Raw genomic sequence first — 21512 nt, forward strand, 5'->3', positions numbered from 1 at the left:
ATGCTATCGGCCGATTTTGACCTGAATCAAACAAACAATGACGTAATCCATCAATACCTTCGTCTTATAACATCATTCGCTTGAACGTAGTAAGGCCGGAAAATGTCGCACAACGACGAGGGTGTTGACGCAAGAGGTTAAGAACATGAAGGAACGTAAAGTCGCAGACCAAGTGGGTGCCGCTATCGCCGCGCGCCGCAAGGCGAAGGGTCTGACTCAAGCCCAAATCGCCGAAGCCATAGGCGTGGAAAAGGAGACCGTCAGCCGGATGGAAAATGGCGTGATCTCACTGACCCTGCAACGACTGCAACAAATGTCCGAGGTGCTTGATTGTTCGCTCAGCGATCTGGTGCGCACAAATGCCACGGACGCCCATAGCCAGTCCCAAAACATCAATGAGCTGATTGCAAGCTTGCCGGTCGGTGAGCGAGTGATGGTCGTCAATTTCGTGGCTGAAATCGTCAAAGTTTTGAAAGCCAAAGGGTCCGTTCAACAGCTGTGATTGCCCCCCGACTGATGACAGAACCTCGCCCGAGGTTGTGACTTCACCGCCGCATCCCCCCACGCTTCTCTGTCACAAACTCAAGCGAATCAAACACCAGACTCTCCACCCGTGACCCGATCAGAATCAACACCGCCCACGGCAATTGGCTCATGGATGTCGCTTGCCGCCCGCCACCCATTTTCACCAACCGTTTAAAGGCGCCAATAAAATGACATGACTTCACCTGCCGTTCAAAGCTCAAGCACTCTGTTACGAAATATTGACACCGCCAGTTTCATATCACATCATTCGCCCGCTTGAAAACGGCTATATGTGCATGGCACGGTGGTAGATTTCTCTGGCTTAGTTGATTGATGAAAGTTTTTTCATGATCTTATTGAGACGAGCATCGCCACCGACAGCGATGCCTGGATACTCTTTGTCTCTTAATTAGCAGCCGTCAAATTTTGCCGATACTTAACCATTCGAGTTGAGTGTTTCTCGTGCAGTTCGGATGATTGGAGTAGAAGGCTGTGGGTCATGTCACGTTAGCCATCCGGCATCTACAGGATGAGCAAATGTTGCTTCGCAAGGGCGGCTTGTATTGGATCGCCCTGGACCGTGCGAGCGATGCGGAAATTCTTGCTCAGCAGTTTCTATCAGCCTTGTCAGAAGAACATATCGCCACGCTGATATGCAGCGGCACCGACCCCCTGACAATTGTCGAGACCTTGGCTGCAGACAGCGGCCCGTCTGCGCTGCGCATGTTTTCCATGCCTCACGATGCCTCTGCTCGCAAAGCCTTCACGACCCTGACCTCGGACTTGAAACGAATCAAGATCGCACGCGGTAGTTATCTGCTGTTGATGGTCAATTCGGACTTTCTGGACAATCTCGGCACTCAACAGTTACAGCACTGGTGTGAAAATACCCGACAATGGTTGTTAAGTATCGACTGCACACTTTTAGTGCTTTGCAGCGGTCAAGCGCCCTTATTGCATGAGTGCTTGTCTCGTCTTAATGAACAACTTTCCGGTTTGGCGCAACTGTATCGCCAAGATGGTGCAATTCACTACCAACTGAACTTTTGGCACAGTGACTTGGGTGTTTGCGCCGCGCAAACTTTTGACCTGGAAGTGACCGACAGCGGTTTTTCCTTGAGCGATTCGCAGCTATCCAGCCCCTCGCAAATCCGTACCGACGACCAGCGTATCTACCTGACCCAGCGATCAGCCCTTGAGGGATCGGCACCGTTGTCTGAGCAATGGCGCCTTTTTGAACATCGTGCCGATCTCCTGCAACAGGCTGCCCGCGCGCGCGCCGCCTGCGTGATCGTGACGCTGGAAAGCAACCAGGATGTGGAACCGCTGGCTCGGCAATTACACGGATTACGCGAGCAATGTGGTGCCGCGCTGAAGATCATCGTGCGGGAAATGGAGTCTTGCCTGCGCTACCGCGACGAGCGTCTATTGCTGACTTGCGGGGCCAACCTGATCGTGCCCGCCAAAACCACACTGGCGAACTTCCTCAGCATGGTGGAAAGCGCCCAGGGACAGATCTGGCGTTATCGCCAGACAGCCGATATCCAGTCACTGTTTGCACGACTGCGTCCTCCGGCGCGACGCGGATTGTTGCCACCACGTGAGTTTATCGACCTGCTGGATGAGGTCTACGGTGGCACTTCGGGCGAGCTTGCTCATCAATTGCTGAGGTTGCGCCCCAGAGGCGACCTGAACATCGATCAGTACTTGAGTCAGATCACCTTGCGCCGCTTCGGCGATGTCGCCTGCGCCCTCGACGGAATGTTTTATCTGTTTCTGTTCGCTTGCCGTGGCGACGGACTGGAGCCGGCACTGGGCAATATCTGCCGCCTGCCATGGCGGGACATTTTCAGCGAGTGCAAGGTCCTGTCCGGTGTGGACGCGTTGCCGCGTCAGGACTTTGTCGATGCCCCCGAGATGCCTGAAGCATCACGCCTGGCCACCGGACAGGTAACCGCTGATTTGACTCACGCCATCACCCAGAGCGGTTACGCGCCGCAACGCATTACGCTGCCGTTGTCGGAGCCGTGCCCATGAATTACGCCCAACTGCTCCAGGTTATCGCGGCAAGCTGCCTGATGACCGTCGCGTTTATGCTGGCGCTGCGCAGTCTTTTGCAGCGCTTCAATCGCCTGCTTCAGCAGTATTTGTCACCGCGTTATCTGCAGCCGCGCGGGGTGCGTCGGCGCAAGTCCGTGTCGCCCGTTGAGAGTGACGCACATGAATAGTCCCGAGCGATTCGAAGTGGACAAGACAGCCGTACAAAGCGACTGGACCTGGCCGGGCCTGGGGCTGTGGAACCTGTATTTTCTGATTAAGCTGGCGATGTTCTGGGGCGGCTACCTGAACCTGCAAATCCTGCCGAACCTGGTCTTCGCCGCTGTATTGCTGGTGCCGCTGCGCAATCGATACCTGGCGCTGCTGCGCACGTTGATTGCCATACCACCCGCTGTAGCGTTGTTCTATCAGGACACCTGGCTGCCACCCTTCAGCAGGTTACTGGACCAGCCGGGCGTGCTGAATTTCAGCGGCGATTATCTGCTCGACCTGGCCGGCCGTTTCATTGACCCGAACCTGTGCGGCGCATTGCTGCTGCTGGTGGTGGCATATTTCTTCGTGCGTCAGTGGCTGCGCCTGACCACCTTGACCCTGGCCGGTTTCGCCTGGCTGGGCGGAGCAGGGTTGATGGCAATGCATGCGCCGGTACAGCAAAGCACTACGCAAGCGCCGAGTACCGGTGGCGCACCGATTGTCAGCGCCGAGCCGGACAACGCGACACTCGACACTTATTTGCAAAACTTCTACAACACCGAGGCCGGTCGGCAGGTTGTATTCCAGCCATCACAGTCGGCTGCTCAGCCATTCGATCTGCTGCTGATCAATATATGTTCAATGGCCTGGGATGATCTGGACGCTGTGGGTTTGCGTGATAACAGCTTGCTGCAGCAGATGGACATTGTGTTCGAGAACTTCAACTCGGCCACTTCCTACAGCGGGCCGGCCGCCATTCGGCTGCTGCGCGCCAGTTGCGGCCAGCAGCCGCACAGCAAGCTTTATGACGTGGCACCCGAGCAATGCCTGTTGATGGATGACCTGCGCAAGTTGGGCTTCAACAGCGAAGTCATGCTCAACCACACTGGCCAGTTCGAAGGTTTTATCGACGAAGTGCGTGCCCAAGGCTCATTACCTGCGCCGGAAGTCAGTGTCTCCAGCCTGCAGCGTGCCCTGGTGGGTTTCGATGGTTCGTCAATCTGGCGTGATCGTGACGTTCTGAACAAATGGTGGCAGCACCGAGAGGGGCAAAGTGATTCCAGGGTGGCGCTCTTCTATAACACCACGACGCTGCATGACGGCAACCGCAGCCTGACCCTCGATGGCGGCACGAAGAGCGCCGAGTACAAGCCCCGCGCCCAGGCATTGATCGATGACCTGAGCACTTTCCTTAAAGACCTGGAGAAGAGCGGACGCCGGGTGGCGGTGGTGATCGTGCCTGAGCATGGTGCGGCCTTGCACGGTGACCGCATGCAGATATCCGGCATGCGGGAAATCCCGAGTTCGTCGATTACCCACGTGCCGGTCGGCATCAAGTTGGTCGGCATGGGCAAGAACACGCGATCGGAGCCGATTCTCGTCACCGCACCGAGCAGTTATCTGGCGCTGTCGGAAATTATCTCGCGCCTGTACGCCGCGCCGCCCCAAGGCGATGGCCTGGGCCCGGACTGGCAGGCATTGCTGGCCGATCTGCCGCAAACCCCGGTGGTCTCGGAAAACGCGGGTACCGTTGTCCTCGATTACGCGGGCAAGCCTTACGTTCGGATCAAGGAGAAAGGAGCTTGGCTTCCTTACCCGCAAAATCTCAAGTAAAGAACCAGACGCTCTCGCGCTACGAGCGAGCCGATGATATTGCCCGGCTTAAAGCCGAGCTGCACTTGCCGAGCCTGGAATACGTCGATGTCTCGGCATTGCTGGAATTAAACCGCGCGCTCAAGCGCTGGCCGTTGCTGGCTGATTTCGCGATCACTGGCAAGCAGTCGCCATCTCCGGTTGCCGAGCCCGTACAACCGGGCAAGGTCGGAGCGCTTAAGTGACAGCGCTGAGTATCTGCGGAGTACGTGGAGGTGTCGGTACCACTTCGTTGGTAGCCGCACTCGGTTATGCCCTGGAAAGCCTCGGTGAGCGGGTACTGATGATCGACATGTGCCCGGAAAACCTGCTGCGACTGCATTTCAATCTGCTGGATGGCGGGGAGTCGGGTTGGGCGCGGGCGATGCTCGACGGTCAGCAATGGCACAAGCAGGCCTGGAGCCTGACGCCGACTCTGCAGCTTTTGCCTTATGGTCGCCTGAGTGCCGATGAGTCCATGAGCATTGAGCAGCAACTGATCCATGACCCGCAGATCTGGGCCCGGCGCCAGGCGAGTCTGGCGGCCCACTTTGACTGGCTGCTATTCGACATACCGCAACGCTTGCCAGGGCACGGCACCATCGGCCCCTGCCTGCTCCCGATCCAGATAGCCGAGGCCGATGCCGCTTGCCATGTGCTGCTGTTGCAGCAGGCGGGCAGCAATCCCGTCCTGGTGAACCGCTTTGATCCGGGCAGCCAGCTGCAACGCGATCTGTTACTCATCTGGCGTAAATACTATGCCGCTCGTCTCTTGCCCCTGACCGTGCATGCAGATGAAGCCATGCGTGAAGCGCTCGCGTTCAAGCAGCCAGTGGGGCGATACGCACCGGAAAGCCTTGCGGCGCAAGATGCGCTGAGTCTGGCGACCTGGTGCCTGGCAAGACGCCGAGAGGTGACATGATCACGCATTGGTTTCCTTACCTGTACCTGCGTCGGCGCTACGACTGCCACTCGTTGACGGCGTTGCTGCTGGCGTCATGCACCGCGCTGGCCTGGCTGTTCCTGCGCCTGGAGTCGCCGGCCTGGCAGCGTCTGATCGAGCAGCGCCAGCGCTGGTATCCGCACCTGGCCAGCAAAGTCCCAAGCGCCGGTGACCCTTTGCGCATTGCCCTGCAAAGCCTGTGGTTACTGGTGTTCCGTCCCTGGCCGCAAGCCCGGCGGCGCACTGCACCGCAATGGATGCATCGCGCTGGCGAGTCCAACCACCGCTTCTGGAGCCGTATCGGTGTTTTTCTCAGTGGCCTGCCGGAGCACGCCAGCGAGAGCAAAGCCGTACAGGATGGTGCCCAGTGGTGGCGCAACCTTCGTCCTCGCCAGCAATATTGGCTGAATTACAGCTGCGCCGCTGTCGCGTTGATCCTCCTGGTGGTGTGCATCACCGAGCCCTTCAACTACTTATCGCAATCGGTTTTCGTGATTTTGCTGTGGGTGGTCGCCATGGTGATCCGTCGCGTGCCGGGCCGGTTTCCGACGCTGCTGCTGATCATGCTGTCGCTCATCGTCTCTTGCCGTTACCTGTGGTGGCGCTACACCGCGACCCTGAACTGGGACAGTCCGCTGGATCTGGCCTGCGGAGTGTTGTTGCTGATTGCCGAAACGTACTCCTGGCTGGTACTGGTGTTCGGTTACATACAGACCTGCTGGCCGTTGAACCGCCCACCGGCACAACTGCCTCGTGATACAGAGCTATGGCCTACGGTCGATCTGTTGATCGCGACGTACAACGAAGACCTGTCCATCGTACGCGGCACCGTGTATGCCGCCCTCGGTATCGACTGGCCCCGCGAAAAGCTGCGTATTTCGATACTCGACGACGGCAACCGCGATGAATTCCGCTTGTTCGCTGAACAGGCCGGGGTGAATTACATCACTCGCAGCGACAACAGGCATGCCAAGGCGGGCAACCTCAATCAAGCCTTGAAGCAGCTCGATGCAGAGCTGGTGGCCATTTTCGACTGCGATCACGTGCCAGTGCGTTCATTCCTGCAACTCACGGTGGGCTGGTTCCTGCGCGACCCCAAGCTGGCGTTGGTGCAGACGCCGCATCACTTCCTGTCGCCAGACCCTTTCGAGCGCAACCTCGATACCTTTCGGCACCAGCCCAATGAAGGCGAGCTGTTTTACGGCCTGGTGCAGGACGGCAACGACATGTGGAACGCCGCATTTTTCTGTGGCTCCTGTGCCGTGCTCCGACGTTCGGCGCTTGATGACATCGGTGGCTTTGCCGTGGAAACCGTTACCGAAGATGCCCATACCGCACTGCGCCTGCACCGAAAGGGCTGGAACTCGGCTTATGTGCGCATTCCCCAGGCGGCGGGGCTGGCCACTGAAAGCCTGTCCGCACATATCGGTCAGCGGATTCGCTGGGCTCGGGGCATGGCGCAGATTTTCCGCACGGACAACCCGCTGCTGGGCAAAGGCCTGACGTTCTTTCAACGCATTTGCTACGCCAACGCCATGCTCCACTTCCTCGCAGGCCTGCCGCGCCTGGTGTTCCTGACCGCGCCTTTGGCGTTCCTGCTGTTGCACGCCTACATCATCTATGCGCCGGCCTTGATGATCATTCTGTATGTGATCCCGCACATGGTTCATGCGAGCCTGACCAACTCACGCATGCAGGGAGAATACCGTTTGACGTTCTGGGGAGAGGTCTATGAAACCGTGCTCGCCTGGTACATCGCTCGGCCGACCACCGTTGCCCTGTTCAACCCCAAGAAAGGCAAGTTCAACGTGACCGCCAAAGGCGGCTTGATGGCTGAGGACCAGTTCGACTGGGGGATCGCCAAGCCGTATCTGGTGTTGGCGCTGCTGAATATCGTTGGCCTGGGTTTTGCGGTATGGCGCCTGATTTACGGGCCGGGCACTGAAATCGGGACCACGCTGGTCAGCAGTCTGTGGGTCATTTACAACTTGCTGATCGTGGGCGCTGCGGTGGCCGTTGCCGCGGAGGTTCACCAGGTGCGCAAGTCCCATCGTGTGCAGGCCAAATTGCCGGCGGCGGTGCGTCTGCAAAACGGGCGATTCTATCCCTGCATGCTGGTGGATTACTCCGAAAGTGGTACCGGCGTCGAGCTGGACGTTGAGCTTTCCCTGCCAATCGGTGAGCGGGTTTTCCTGATGATGCAGCGCGGCGAACGCGAGTTTCTGTTCTCCGGCATCATCAGCCGCAGCCACAAGAACTTCATTGCCATCGCCCTGAACGAGCTGTCATCGGAACAGAAAATCGATTACGTGCAATGCACGTTTTCCCGTGCCGATGCCTGGTTGAACTGGAACGAAAACTTCGAACCAGACCGGCCGCTGCATAGTTTCATCGACGTCCTGCGTCTGGGTGCCAGTGGCTACTACCGCCTGTATCAATATTTGCCTGCCTGGACACGGTCCCTGGCCCGCCCGGTCATGCGTCTGCTCGCTTGGCTGATCAGCTATGTACCGCGCTTCGCCAAAGCCGCCCCCTTTTCTTCTACATCTCGATCGGTATGCGCCCCATGAGTCGCTATTTCAATTTCACGCTGGTAAGCCTGCTGTCGCTGGCAATGAGTTGTGCCCAGGCGCAGCCCATCAAGGAGCAAACCGCCAAGGTGCAGCCACCGGTTACGACGCCAGCGTCAGATTCGGCTGCAGTGAGCAACGTGCCTGGCTGGGACGTTTCGCGTAACTTCGAAGAACTGGGGCGATTGACCGACAGTCTGTTGCTGGGCACGCATAACACCGATCAGTTTGAATTCACCATGCGTCGCGACCGCATCGCCAGCGATGCGAAGCTGCAGCTTGAATACACACCCTCACCGGGACTGCTGCCAACGCTGTCGCATCTGCGGGTTTACCTCAATGACGAGTTGATGAGCGTCATCACCATCGACAAGGAGCAATTGGGGAAAAAGACCGTCCGCCAAGTCGATCTCGATCCGCGCCTGATCAGCGACTTCAACCGGGTGAGGCTGGAGTTTGTCGGCCATTACACCGACATTTGCGAAGAGCCTTCCAACAGCGCGCTGTGGGTCAACATCAGCCGGGCCAGCCTGGTTTCCCTGAAAGAGCAGGCGTTGATCGTGCAGAACGATCTGGCCTATTTTCCGATGCCATTTTTCGATGCTCGCGACTATGACAAGCCTGTTCTGAATATGGTGTTCGCGGCTTCGCCGACGCTTGGGGAGCAACGTGCGGCAGGCATTCTTGCCTCGTACTTCGGCAGCCAGGCCGCGTGGCGCGGCACAAAACTCCCGGTGTCGTTCGATCAACTGCCCGCAGCGACACCCGCCAAGCCGGTCACCGCGTCCATCGTATTTGCCACCAACACTCACCGTCCCGCATTCCTGAGTGACATGAAGCAGTTCCCGCCGGTCGAGGCGCCGGTGGTGCAGATGATCGACAACCCGACCGACCGCTACGGCAAGGTGTTGCTGGTGCTGGGCCGTGACGAGGCCGACCTGGCCGTGGCCGCGCAAGCGCTGGTGCTGGGTGGCGATCTGTTTCGGGGTGATCGGGTTGTTATCGACAAGGTGCAGCAGATCCAGCCACGCCAACCTTATGACGCTCCGAACTGGATGCGTACCGACCGGGCCGTTCGTTTTGCCGAGCTGATCAAGTACCCCGAACAATTGCGGGCCAGCGGCCTGCAGCCATTGCCTATCAGCCTGGACATTAACCTGCCGCCGGATCTGTTTGTGTGGCGCAACCAGGGCATTCCGCTGCAAACGAAATACCGCTATACGCCACCGGCGTCCAATGACGGTTCGCGTCTGAACATCAGCCTCAATAATCAGTTCATCACCAGCCTGCCGTTAGTGGCCAGCAGTAAGGACCGGCTCGAAGAATTGCGCCTTGCCGTGTTATCCAGCGAGTCAGCGAACATCAACGAAAAACTGTCGGTCCCGGCACTGAAAATCGGCGACCGCAACAACCTGCGGTTCAATTTCAGCTTCGCCACGACGACCAGCAGTTCCCAGCGGGATCGTTGCCAGACCTCGTTACCGGTGGACACTCAAGCGGTCATCGACGATCAGTCGACGATCGATTTGTCGGGCTATCACCATTACATCGCCATGCCTGATCTGGCAGCGTTTGCCCGCAGTGGCTTCCCCTTCAGCCGCATGGCGGATCTTTCCGAAACCGTGGTGATGGTGCCGTCGCAGTCCAGCGCCGTGCAGTTGAGCACGTACCTGGAAGCAATAGCCGGAATTTCGGCACGCTCGGGCCTGCCCGCGATCAATCTGACATTGAGCGATAACTGGGAAGAGGCGTCGAAGCGCGATGCAGACGTGCTGATCCTCGGTTCTCTCCCTCCAGACCTGCGCGATAACCAGGACATGAATGTTTTGCTGGACCGCTCCCGGGACTGGCTGCTGAAAGCAAACCACCAGGGACCGGGTTCGTCGCAAACCACTAACGCAGGCAGTCCTGTTGCCAGTCGCGTCGAGGTCTCAGCCAAAGGCCCGATTGCTGCAATCGTCGGCATGCAATCACCGTCCCACGAACAACGCAGCATTGTGGCCCTGTTGGCCAATGAAGACGCGGGCTTCCAGTTATTGCGCGAGACGCTCAATGACAGCGGCAAGATGGACGCGGTAGCGGGCTCGGTGGTGTTGATCCGCAGCAGTGGCGTTCAGGGCCAGATGGTCGGCGACCACTATTACGTCGGCAGTCTGCCCTGGTGGCTGATGCTCTGGTTCAAGTTGTCCGAGCACCCGATCCTGATCGCATTTCTCGCGGTGTCTGGCGTACTGCTCAGCGCATTCCTGACCTGGCGTATCCTGAAATGGGCCGCTCGTCGTCGTCTGGCTTATGAAGAATAAGTCGGTGAGAAATGTCCGGTCGCGACTTCTTGCGGCGGTTCTACCCATCCTGGCATGGCCCGCACATGGTGCGAGCCAATGCGCTTGGCCAGCCTGGGAAAGCTTCAAGCAGCACATGATCAGCGCTGATGGGCGGGTTATAGACGCGTCCTCTGCGCAGCAAATCACCACGTCTGAAGGGCAGAGCTACGGGCTGTTTTTTGCGTTGGTGGCCAACGATGGGGAAAGCTTTGACCGGCTGTTGACCTGGACCCGCAACAACCTGGCGGACGGCGATCTCAGCCGTCATCTTCCTGCCTGGGAATGGGGACTCAACAAGGACGGTCGATGGGGCGTGCTCGACAACAACAACGCCAGCGACGCTGATCTGTGGATTGCCTACAGCTTGCTGGAAGCCGGTCGCCTGTGGCGCAGGCCTGATTACCTGACTTTGGGTAATCACATGCTGTGGCGAAGCGCCGCACAAACCCTGCGCAAGCTGCCGGGGCTTGGCCTTATGTTGCTGCCAGGGGACGTCGGTTTCGAATCCGGCAAGGGCTGGCGCCTGAACCCCAGCTATCTGCCGCCACAATTGTTGTCCCGATTCGCGCTCATCGCACCGGTTTGGGCCGAAGTGGCGCAAAACTCCCGGCGCCTGTTGATCGAAGGCGCCCCCAAGGGCTTCGCACCGGATTGGTTGATGTGGCAGGCCGGAAAAGTTGTTTCAGTCGATGGGAAAGGCGCACAGGGCAGCTACGACGCGATTCGTGTCTATCTGTGGCTCGGCATGTTGGCGACCGATGCCCCCGGGCGCACCGACTTGCTCGATCACTTCAAACCCATGCTTGAGGCCACTGCCCGCCTGGGGTATGTGCCAGAACACGTCGACTCCGGCTCCGGCAAGAACAAGGGCTCCGGGCCGGTCGGGTTTTCGGCGGCACTCTTGCCGTTGTTGGCCACCGATGCATCGTCGGCGGCGGCACTGTCTGCCCAGCGTGAACGCCTGCGCCAATCGCCGCCGTTGGCCGATGCCTATTACAACCAGTCGCTGCTGATGTTTGGCCAGGGCTGGGACGAACAGCGCTATCGGTTCGACAAGGATGGGCGACTTCAACCGAACTGGACGAGTACATGCACGCAGTGAACAGAGCTCCCCAAACCAGCGCATTTAAGGTTTTAGTCTTGCGCTGCACACTGCTGCTGCCCTGCCTGGGCGGTGCCGCGCTGGCAGCGACGGCTCCTGTTACTCAACAAGAGCAACAGCAATGGCTGCTTCAACAGATGCGTATCGGTGAAGCGTTGCAGCGCGAAGACTTGGTTCGCGACTCTTTGGCGCGGTTGAAATTGATTGCCCCGGACAATCTTCAGGTTCTGGTGGGCGAAATACGCCAGGCATTGGCTGACAAGTCTCAAACGCCGAACAGCGCCTGGATCGAGCAGCGATTGGCTCGCCTGCGCCAGCTGGCCCCGGACTCCGCGCAACTGCGCCAGGCTCAGGCACTGATCAAACTGCAGAGCCAGGACGGTCTGCGCCAGCTGCAGCAGGCTCGGCTATTGGCGGCTGCCGGGCGCTTCGAAGAAGCCAGCCAGGCCTTTGAGCAGTTGTTCGCAAAGGAGCCGCCGGACCTCGCATCGGCGCTTGAATACTGGAGCGCGCGCAGCCGCATCAGCGGCCAGCGTGCGGCCGTGATCGGTCATGTGCAGGCGCTGGACCGGGAATATCCAGGCAATAGCGCCGTACGACAGATGCTCGTCGGGCTATTGTTCGCCGAAGGTCGCAACGACGATGCCCTGGCCGTGTTGCATCAATTGGCAGCTGATCCCAAGGCCAGTGCCAATGCGGCCGAACGGGAATACAACTACCTGATCAAATTGCCGGTCGGCCCGCAAACGGCGCAGGCATGGCAGGCATTCATTCACTATTACCCGGACTCATCGTTCGCTAAAGACGCCAAGAAGCAGCTGGCGCAGCAACAAGGCTTGTTGGCCGATCCTGCCTGGCAGGCCGGCGTCAAAGCCAAGAGCCTGCTTGAGCAAGACAACGCCCCAGACGCTGCGGCCAAGGCGGCGACAGCCGAAGGACTGTTGCGCCGTGCCTTGAAGGCGTATCCGCAAGACTCAAGCCTTTATGGCGCGCTGGGTATCGCGTTGATGCGCCAAAGAAAATATTCGGCGGCACACGAGGCTTTCTCCACGGCGCTGAGCAAGGAGCAAGACACCGATTACATCAGCAAATGGCAGGATCTACAGACTGTCACGCGCAACTGGATGATCCTGCAGAAAGGCGACGAAGCCCTGCAACGCAAGGACTATGCGGCGGCGCGTAGCGCGTATCAACAATCGCGAAGCCTCAAGGCTGATTCCGCCGACCCGTTGATCGGCCTCGCCAATGTCGCTATGGCCGAGTCCAATGAAATCGAGGCCGAAGCGTTACTGTTACAGGCGCGCAAGATCGAACCGGGCAATGGCAGCGTAGTGCGCGCCCTGGTCCGACTGTATCGTGGCCAGTCAAACGAGCGGGCCGAAGCCTTCCTCAACACCTTGCCCGCCAGCAACCAGCGTGAGTTTTCCAGCCTGCGTCGGAGCATTGAACTTGAGCGGCTGAATTTGCAAGCTGACCAAGCCAGCCAGCATTCGGACTGGGCTCAGTTGGCGTCCCTGCTGAAGAAAATCCGCCTGCTGGAGCCTGACAATCCCTGGACGACCTATCGCCTGGCCGCCGCCGAGATTGCCATGGGGCAACCGCGAGAGGCTGATAAAGCGTTCAGTGAATTACTGGCGCTCCAAAGCCGCAATCCTGAGGCTCGTTACGCCCACGGCCTGTACCTGGCCAACGAGAGCCGCGACAGCGAAGTGCTGGCCACCCTCAGGCAAGTCCCGGCCGCCGCCTGGACCGATAACATGCGTGAACTGGAAACCCGGATCAAACGTCGGATGTTGATGGCTCAGGTCGAGCAGCTACGCAACGCCGGGCATGAGCCTCAGGCCATTGCTTTATTGTTGCGTGACCCAACCGTGGATGATCTTGGCACCCTCGCCGACTGGGCGGCACAGCGTGAAGACTACGCCGAAGCCGAACGTTACTACCGCAAAGTGCTCAAGCTCCAGCCGCAAAATGACGAGGCGCAGTTGGGCTTGATCGAAACGCAGATTGCCACCGGGCACATCCAGCAAGCGCGTGCCGGCCTGGAAAAAATCGTCGTGCCGCCGTCGGCACCTGCGCCCTGGCAACGACGTCTATCCAACGCCTGGTCCGCGGTGGGCGAAAAGGACAAAGCCGCCGCGATGTTCGCCAATCTGCTGAAAACACCACAGACCGATCCGCTGATCTACCGCGATGCGGCGCGCCTGATGGCCAGGGATCAGCCGCAACAGGCACTGGATAATTACGCCCGCAGCATGGCAGCAGCAGGTTTGATTTCACCTGCCCAAGCCAGCCCCCGCGACAACATAGCCATGACCGAGGCCAGTCGCGCCAAGGACAGCGATGAGTGGCTGGCGCGAAGCCTGCGCAGCGATGTCGACGAGCTTTACAAACAGCAGAACCCGACCGTCAATCTTTACCATGACTTCGCTTGGCGCACCGACAACACTGCACCGGGCATCTCCGACCTGACGACGCAGATAACCATTTTGCGTATCGATTCGCCGTTCGCCCAAGGGAAGGGATTCGTCCAGGCCGAACAGGTGGACCTTGACGCCAGCGCCTTCGACACCGACGCCGATGGTTTACACCGGGAACAGTTCGGCACCTGCGCCGTGCAGTACCGGGTTAAGGCGACGGGTACGCCGGTGCCCAATGGCTGCCCCGACACTTCACTGAGCACCAGCGGGCCAAGCCTCGCTGCGGGCTGGAAAAACGATCAATGGGCGCTCGACCTTGGCCACTCGCCGCAAGGTTTCGAAGTGGGCAACTGGCTGGGTGGTGTCGCGTACAGCAGTGACTGGAGGTCCATTGGCTGGACGTTGACCGCCTCACGCCGGCCCATGAGCAACTCGGTGGTGTCCTACGCCGGAGCCGTCGATCCGGTGACCGGTACGCGCTGGGGTGGCGTGACCAGCAATGGTGTGACCTTGAGCCTGAGCCATGATGAAGGGGGTGTTGATGGTGTCTGGGCCAGTTTCGGCAGCCATTGGCTGCGCGGCAAGAACGTGGTCGACAATCAGCGGCTTTCGGCCATGACCGGATACTATTACCGACTGGTGGACCGTGCCGACGAACGCATGCGCACTGGTTTGACCCTTATGTATTGGGGTTATGACAAAGACTTGAGCGAGTACACCCTGGGTCAGGGCGGCTATTACAGTCCACAACGGTATTACTCCATCGGCATACCCTTCAGCTATGCCTGGCGTAATGCCAACTGGTCGACTCTGCTGGAAAGTTCGGTGGGCTGGTCCGTCTCAAAAACCGATGGAAGCGATTTGTACCCACTGGACGGTCCGGCGGGCAAGGTGTTCAGCCAGGCCGCCGCCGCTGGATTGGAAATCGATCCGGACACGACCCTGACCAAGGCCGGAAGCAGCAGCAGCGGCGCGAGTATCCGTGTGCAAGGTTTGGTCGAACGCCGCCTGACCGATCACATGGTCTTGGGCTCGGGGATCTCCTTGCAACACAGCGAAGGCTACGCCCCAAGCCGGGTGATGCTGTACCTGCGTTACACCTTCGATGAATGGCAGGGCAACCTCCCGATGCCGATCGAACCAATAACGCCGTATGCGGACATGCGGTGATGATGAGAGGTCTCACGGCAGCAACCCTTGGGCTCTAGAAGCGAACGTGTTCACGGTTAAGGTCACCGGGAGCCGTGAGTGACGGGGTAACGAGTATTCGGGGATGTGCGCTGAGCCCTCCATCGGCGCGATGTTGGCTATGCTGCTGACAGCATGATGCTGTTCACTATTGGGGGATGATTGATGTTCTACGTGCAACGCAACGCAGAAGGCCACCTGATGCGCGTGGAAGCCGAAGCTTACGCCGAATCCACGGAAACGCTTCCGGCCGACCACCCTGACCTCCAGGCCTGGTTCGCCAGTGAAGTCATGGCCACCAGCCACAAACAACTGCTGCAAATCAAACAGCTCAAGCAACTGAGACAGAGTGACCTGGAAATGATCCGGGTACTCGATGACTTGATCGAGGTGCTGATCAGCAAAGGCGTGATCCTGGTCACCGATCTGCCAGCGCCGGCGCAGGCCAAATTCATGGACCGCAGCCAGGCCCGTGAGGCCTTGGGTGGGCTGAGTCTTCTGGTTGAGGATGATGAGGAAGGATTTATCTGACGCTTCGCTGACGTTGATGCCGCCATCGCGAACAAGCTCGCGATGGCGGCATCAACGACGACACAACCCCATGCCCTAAGCCCAAGGCTTGGGCTCTCCTACCAACCGCCCCTGAACCCCATACACACCCATCTCGCGAATCACCGCCAACTCCCCTTCGGTTTCGACACGCTCGGCAATCAACGGCAGATCAATACCGTGGGCGGCACGTTGAACGGCTTCGATAAACAGGCGTTTGTCACTCTCCTGATCGATCGCGCGGATGTAGCTGCCATCGATTTTCAGATAGGCCAATCCGAGTCTCGCCAGGTTGCCGATCATGCTGAAGCGCCCACCGAAATGTTGCAGGCTCAACGAGAACCCCAGTTCGCGCAAACGCCGTGTCAGGTCTGCGAGATCGGCTTGCTCCGGCAATTGCTCTTCGCCGATTTCCAGGGTCAGTCGTGGCCCCAGATTGGAATGCGAACGTAGCGTCTCGAACAGCGCATTCAACGCTTGCGGATCTTGCAGAGTCGCCAGCGACAGGTTCAACGCCAATGAATGTTCGTGATCGTCCATCTGCTCGAGCACCAGCTCCAACATCAGCCGGTCCAGTCGTGCAGCCCAGCCGAACCGTTCAAGCCATGGCAGGAAACGTCCCGCCGGGATGCTCTGACCCTCATCGTCGATCAAGCGTGAAAGCACTTTGTAATTGAGCACCAACTGTGTGTCCTGACTGGCGACGACCGGTTGGAAATACAGTTTGAATCGCCGCTGATTCAGCGCCTGATCCAGCATCTCATGCCAGGCATGGTGGTCGTCACCGACCCCGGCCAACGCACTGTGATCGAGGCAGACCCAGTTCGAGCCAGTCTGGCCCTCGGCCTGCGCCAATGCCTGGTCCGCCAGCCCGAGCACGGCTTGCGGGGTATCGCCATGAATAAAGGGTGCCAGGCCGATGGCGGCCACCGAGACCACGTCCGTGGCGCCGGTCGCATGCAGGCTGGCCAGGGCGATGTCGAGGTGCTGCGCCAGTTGCAGGGCCTCCTCACGCACCAGCCCTGGCGCCAGCACGGCGAATTCGCCGCCTCGGATCCGCGTGACCAGATTTTGCGTTTCCGGGTATCTGGCGCACTCGCGGGACAACTGCTGGCCGACCGCTTGAAGCAACTGATCGGTGCGCTGCCCGCCCAGCCGTTGGTTCAAACCCGCCAGGTCCTGAACCCGCAACAGCAGCAAATAACCGGAACTGGCCTGTTCGGGATTGCTCACCCGTGCGTTCAATTGCATCTCAAAATAACGTCGATTGGCCAGTCCGGTCAGGCTGTCCTGATAGGACTCGATTCGCAGTTTTTCACTGCGCTCGGCCTGTTCCTGAAACAACGCCTGGAGCTTCTCGACCATCTGGTTCATGGCCAATACCACTCGACGCAATTCCGGCGTACGCGGTAATTGCGGCAAGCTGAGAAACTCGCGACGGGCAATGGCGTGGGACTGCTGGACCATGTAATCCAGCGGCTTCAATTGCCGACGCAGCAACAGCGCGCCCAATACCGCACTGACCACGCCACAGCCCAGCAACCACCCCAGGCTGCCCAAGGCGCTCTGCCACAGCTTGGCCAGTGCGAACATCGGGTGACTGACCACCTCGACCCGCGCGGCCTGCTCCCATCCACGACTGACAATCGCATCGCCGCCAGCGGGTTCCAGGCCAATGAGTTTGACGAACCAGTCCGGCACATGGGTATCGGCCGGAATGCCGCTGCGTTCGACCAGGGTTTTATCGCTGGATATATCGACCACTCGGATGCTCGCGTAATAACCGCTGTCGAAGATCGAGCTGACCAGTAACTCGGTCATCGCCGGGTCGTCGATGTTCGGCGTCAGGGACAGCGCCAGCGCCGTCGCCGCGTCCTGCGCGTGGGAGCGCAGTTGATTGACGTATTGGGCGCGCGAGCTCTCCAGGCTGACCACGAAGTTGCCGGTGAAGGCGACGACCAGAAACAGACAGATAGCGATCAAAAGTTGTTTGAACAAAGACATCTGTGGGCGCGCTCCTAGTTGGTCGTCTCGACCGGGAATCCTTCGGCCTGCATTTTTTTCAGCACATCCTGCCATCGGGACAGACGTTTGGTGTCACCAACCTTCTGATTACCCTTGGCCCCCGGTAACCACAACCCTTCGGCATTGAAAGAGTAGACCGGCAGTAAATCCTTTCTTTGGCTGGCCGGCCTGATCACGTCGATCAGGCTGTCGAGCACCAGCGGCTCGGCGTCCGGGCTGGAGTAGTAGGTCAGCACCATATGCGCGCGATTCAGGCTCAACGCCTTTACGTAGGTAATGCGCAGCTTGTCACTGGAGACGCCGAGGTGGCGCAGGCTGAAATATTTGGCGATCGCGTAATCTTCGCAATCACCGGCGCCTTTCCACAGGGCTTCGATGGGTGTTTCCCAGTAATCGACCTGGTGCCACAGGTCGATGTCCTCGACGTAGCGTACTCGTTTGTTGAAAAAGCGGTTGACCGCATTGAGCTTGTCCAGCTCGCTGACCTGCTTCTGGGTGGCCAACAAGTGTTGCCAATCATCAATGCGCTGCTGACCTTCACCCAAAGGGCCGTACAATGCCCGCGCCCGACCGCTGATCAGGGAAAAATCCCAATCGGCATGCACCCCGCCCAGCAGCACGCCGGCCAGGAGCAAGGCGCCGCACAGACAGCGCAATATCCGGGAGATCGGGAAACGTACCGCCAATGCAAGGCATCCAGGGTAGTCAGGAGAACGTCGGTTGATGGTGTCGGTTCGCCCGCTAAAAAACAATGGCACGCTGAGATCAGCGACCACGCGCTAGACTAAGACAAAGCCCCCTATGTTGGGCGTTTGACAACCTGTCCGGCAGTCACTAGTGTCAGTTGGATCCAAAAACCTCAATCAATCAGGGTGCGTAGTAGTGACACAAAAGCCCAACCCTCTCGGCAGTATCAAGGTCAACGGGCCGATTCCCGCTCATCTGGCACGCTCAGTGATAGAACAAACCCTGCGCTCAGCCATTCTCGACGGTCGTATTCCCTGCGGTACGGCCTTGCGCCAGCAAGACCTCGCCGACTTGTTTGGCGTCAGCCGCATGCCGGTTCGCGAAGCCCTGCGCCAACTCGAAGCCCAGGCACTGCTCAACGTGATCGCCCATAAAGGCGCGGTCGTTGCGCCGCTGGTGCAGGGCGACGCTGCTGAAACCTATGCACTGCGGATCCTGCTGGAGTCCGAAGCGCTGCGCTTGTCGATTCCCTTGCTCGAAGACGAGGATATTGACCAAGCTGCCCGTTACATCGACGAGTTGGAAACGGAAAAGGACTACACCGAAATCGGTCGACTCAATCGCTTGTTCCATATGTCGCTCTACAACAAGGCCCCCAATCGCCGGCTGTTGAAACTGGTCGAAGACGGGTTGAACGAAGAAGAGCGTTTCCTGCGCTTCAATCTGGAAGCCATGGGCCTGGGCAAGTTATCCCAGGAAGATCACCGGGCACTGCTGCGGGCCGCCGAAGACCGGGACGTCGAAAGGTCGGTAACGTTGCTGGAAAACCACCTCAATCGTGGGGTCGAAGTCATTACTCGCTACCTGGGCAGCCTTGAAGCCCAAAACAAAAAAACCTCCAAATGACACCGATCGGCCTGTGACGAGGGAGCTTGCTCTCGCCGGGCTGCGCAGCGGCCACAAAACCTGCACACGGTTTCTTTAGTACCTGAAAGCGAACCATCCCCTTACAAATTTCCCGCCTCTACCTCCCTTTCCAATCCGCACACCTCGGTGATAGCGGCTGCCTTGAATTACGCTCACTCTTGGGTCGACAACGAACGATGAACGGGTGAAGCGCCGCCACCGCGGAGCAGTCCTCGCACCAGAAACCTACGGAAGGAGCCTCGCCACGGGAGCGGAAGAGTCGGTGTCACCCCCGTCACTTCTCCCTTAGTCAAATCACCTCAACCATTCAGATAAGAAAGTTGCTTCGAGTGAGGCATTCACTCTTTATTTAAATTCTGACTTATATAAGACGGAAGGAGCAACGACATGCCAATAAAACTTATATAAGAAGTTTTATTGGAACTTCTCACACCCAAGAAAGTTTAACTTTAAAAAGTCAACGAAATAACTTGCCCAACACTTAACTTGTGTACTAATTTTTCCACGCCGCCCATGCACACCGACGGCAGCGCCATATAACGCTGATCCAAATACAACTAAACCGATCAATTCATTTGAGGCGCGCGTTCGCCAGCAGAAAAGAAACATCAACAGTTAGTGCGCAATTACAGTCCATCTGACTATTTAGAGGTTCACCCATGAAACCAACTAAAGACCGTCTCAATCAGAAGAAAGCCGAGCTTGGTTCACACCCGATTTTCTCGGAAATACATTCACTGTCCGTATTGCAACGTTTTATGGAAACCCATGTGTTTGCAGTGTGGGACTTCATGTCCCTGACCAAGCGTCTACAGCAGGAATTGACGTGCATCCATCTGCCGTGGCTGCCGCCGCAAGATCCACAGGCCGCTCGGTTAATCAATGAGATCGTGTTGGGCGAAGAGTCCGACGACCGCCCGGTCCATGGTCACTACAGCCATTTCGAACTGTATCTGGATGCGATGCGTGAAGTCGGCGCCAGCACATCCGCCATCGAGCACTTCGTCGCGCTGCAACAAGAAGGCGTGAGTTACGACGTGGCGTTGCAAAGCGTGAACGTCGATCCAGCGGCGGCTCGGTTTGTACGCCATACGCTGCACACCGCACTACATGCGCCAGGCCATAGCGTGGCGGCAGCGTTTCTACACGGCCGCGAGAGCGTCATTCCGCAGATGTTCCAGCGCATTCTCGACGATTGGGGCATCGGCATCGAACAGGCGCCGACCTTCCGCTATTACCTCCAACGACACATTGAAGTCGACTCCGAAGACCACGGCCCGGCCGCGGAAAAACTCCTCGCCCGACTGGTCGATGGTGATCCGCAACGACAGGAAGACGTGTATGCCAGCGCCATCGCCGCGGTGGAAAGCCGCATCGCTCTGTGGGACGGCTTGCGCCTGAGCATGAGCGAACAGCTTGCGCAGGTGAACGCATGAACGCCGCCGACTACCAATCCTTCGCCGACGCCTGGGAAAGCCGCGCGACCATTCGCACCCGCCCGCGTCGCGTGCTGGAGAACGACGACAAACTGATCTACCCACTAAGCCGCCAACCGCTGGTGCTCAGTGATAGCTTCCAGCGTGAGTGCCCGGAACAGCGCGACTTCGCCCTGGTGCAGACGCTCTACAAATTCATCAACGACGTGGTGATTTTCGAAACCGAGATCGTCGACAAGACCGCCCGCAGCATCGCCAAGAATCGCTTCGACGTGGCCTTCCCGTTCGCCTGCCGTTATGACGCCATGACCGTCGTCGTGGACGAGGATTACCACGCGCTGGTGGCGATGGATTTCATGCAGCAGACGGTCGCCATGACCGGCATCGCACCCATCGAACTGCCGGGCGAAATCGAGCTGAGCCGCGCGATCCCGACGGCCGTGGCACTCGCGCCGCAGCACCTGCGTGGGGCCGTGGAACTGATCTGCGTGGCCATCGCCGAAAACACCGTGACCGGCGATGTGGCGGCCTTCGCCAAGGACGATACGGTCAAGCAGTCGATCAAGGGCTTGATGGCCGATCACTTGTTGGACGAAGGCCGGCACTCTGGCTTCTGGTCGCGGATGGTGCGCATCTACTGGCACACCGCGAGCGAAGAAGACCGCCAATGCATCGCGCGGATCCTGCCGGTGTTCATCGGCCACTACCTGACCAACGACATCCAGAAGTCCTTCGACTTCCGGTTGATCGACGCCTTGCGGATCAGCGACACGGCGCGGCACGCCCTCAGGCGTGAAGTGTCGGGGCTGGCCTTCCCGATCAATCGCCATCACCCGTTGGTGACCAACATCGTGCGGTTCTTCCACAGCAGTTCGCTGCTGGATTCGCCGTGCGTGCAACGCGCCTTGAGCGACTACCTGATTTGAGGAGGAGC

Annotated in this window: 16 protein-coding genes; 14 read left to right on the forward strand and 2 right to left on the reverse strand. The window is 58.8% G+C overall.

Annotated elements, in window-relative coordinates:
* Positions 1-145: 145 nt before the first annotated feature.
* The 11 genes from ACX3YF_RS06610 (at position 146) to ACX3YF_RS06660 (ending at position 15485) form a co-directional block, all read left to right on the forward strand.
* Complete coding sequence (locus ACX3YF_RS06610) at positions 146-502, forward strand: helix-turn-helix domain-containing protein (protein ID WP_288099211.1); 357 nt, start codon at positions 146-148, stop codon at positions 500-502.
* Between the two features lie 515 nt (positions 503-1017).
* The gene (gene bcsE, locus ACX3YF_RS06615) at positions 1018-2562 is read left to right on the forward strand and encodes a cellulose biosynthesis protein BcsE (RefSeq protein ID WP_288099209.1); all 1545 of its coding nucleotides are present in this window, start codon (positions 1018-1020) and stop codon (positions 2560-2562) included.
* Entirely contained in the window at positions 2559-2753 is a 195-nt protein-coding gene (bcsF, locus tag ACX3YF_RS06620; protein WP_288099208.1) for a cellulose biosynthesis protein BcsF, read from the forward strand. Before bcsE ends, bcsF begins: the two co-directional genes overlap by 4 nt.
* Positions 2746-4389, forward strand: a complete 1644-nt coding sequence (bcsG, locus tag ACX3YF_RS06625; protein WP_458943928.1) for a cellulose biosynthesis protein BcsG — start codon at positions 2746-2748, stop codon at positions 4387-4389. Before bcsF ends, bcsG begins: the two co-directional genes overlap by 8 nt.
* Complete coding sequence (gene bcsR, locus ACX3YF_RS06630) at positions 4359-4613, forward strand: cellulose biosynthesis protein BcsR (protein ID WP_448645531.1); 255 nt, start codon at positions 4359-4361, stop codon at positions 4611-4613. Before bcsG ends, bcsR begins: the two co-directional genes overlap by 31 nt.
* Positions 4610-5329 (forward strand): cellulose biosynthesis protein BcsQ, encoded by a 720-nt coding sequence (gene bcsQ, locus ACX3YF_RS06635; RefSeq protein ID WP_448645530.1) that lies wholly within the window; start codon positions 4610-4612, stop codon positions 5327-5329. The genes bcsR and bcsQ overlap by 4 nt, the downstream gene beginning before the upstream one ends.
* Positions 5326-7920, forward strand: coding sequence for a UDP-forming cellulose synthase catalytic subunit (gene bcsA / locus ACX3YF_RS06640; RefSeq protein ID WP_448645529.1), 2595 nt, complete (start codon positions 5326-5328; stop codon positions 7918-7920). The genes bcsQ and bcsA overlap by 4 nt, the downstream gene beginning before the upstream one ends.
* Positions 7917-10223 carry a cellulose biosynthesis cyclic di-GMP-binding regulatory protein BcsB gene (gene bcsB, locus ACX3YF_RS06645; protein ID WP_458973573.1) on the forward strand — a complete coding sequence of 769 codons (2307 nt, stop codon included), beginning with the start codon at positions 7917-7919 and terminating at the stop codon, positions 10221-10223. Before bcsA ends, bcsB begins: the two co-directional genes overlap by 4 nt.
* Complete coding sequence (gene bcsZ / locus ACX3YF_RS06650) at positions 10213-11346, forward strand: cellulose synthase complex periplasmic endoglucanase BcsZ (protein WP_288099196.1); 1134 nt, start codon at positions 10213-10215, stop codon at positions 11344-11346. The genes bcsB and bcsZ overlap by 11 nt, the downstream gene beginning before the upstream one ends.
* Before the next feature lie 38 nt (positions 11347-11384).
* The gene (gene bcsC / locus ACX3YF_RS06655) at positions 11385-14936 is read left to right on the forward strand and encodes a cellulose synthase complex outer membrane protein BcsC (protein ID WP_458973574.1); all 3552 of its coding nucleotides are present in this window, start codon (positions 11385-11387) and stop codon (positions 14934-14936) included.
* 183 nt (positions 14937-15119) lie between these two features.
* Complete coding sequence (locus tag ACX3YF_RS06660) at positions 15120-15485, forward strand: hypothetical protein (RefSeq protein WP_047535976.1); 366 nt, start codon at positions 15120-15122, stop codon at positions 15483-15485.
* Positions 15486-15560: 75 nt separating this feature from the next.
* On the opposite strand, the gene lapD is transcribed toward ACX3YF_RS06660, so the two are convergent.
* A complete protein-coding gene (gene lapD, locus ACX3YF_RS06665; protein ID WP_458973575.1) occupies positions 15561-17507 on the reverse strand; it encodes a cyclic di-GMP receptor LapD in 1947 nt (648 codons plus the stop codon).
* Between the two features lie 14 nt (positions 17508-17521).
* On the reverse strand, positions 17522-18214 hold the full coding sequence (lapG, locus tag ACX3YF_RS06670) for a cysteine protease LapG (RefSeq protein WP_458973576.1): 693 nt from the start codon (positions 18212-18214) through the stop codon (positions 17522-17524).
* 196 nt (positions 18215-18410) lie between these two features.
* Between lapG and ACX3YF_RS06675 the strand changes: the two genes are divergently transcribed.
* From ACX3YF_RS06675 to ACX3YF_RS06685, 3 genes are all read left to right on the forward strand, one after another.
* The gene (locus ACX3YF_RS06675; protein WP_448645525.1) at positions 18411-19121 is read left to right on the forward strand and encodes a GntR family transcriptional regulator; all 711 of its coding nucleotides are present in this window, start codon (positions 18411-18413) and stop codon (positions 19119-19121) included.
* A gap of 680 nt (positions 19122-19801) precedes the next feature.
* Entirely contained in the window at positions 19802-20578 is a 777-nt protein-coding gene (locus ACX3YF_RS06680; protein ID WP_130211270.1) for a DUF3050 domain-containing protein, read from the forward strand.
* Positions 20575-21504 carry a diiron oxygenase gene (locus tag ACX3YF_RS06685; protein WP_130211269.1) on the forward strand — a complete coding sequence of 310 codons (930 nt, stop codon included), beginning with the start codon at positions 20575-20577 and terminating at the stop codon, positions 21502-21504. The genes ACX3YF_RS06680 and ACX3YF_RS06685 overlap by 4 nt, the downstream gene beginning before the upstream one ends.
* Positions 21505-21512: the final 8 nt, after the last annotated feature.

This window comes from Pseudomonas fluorescens group sp. PF-69 (assembly GCF_054481235.1).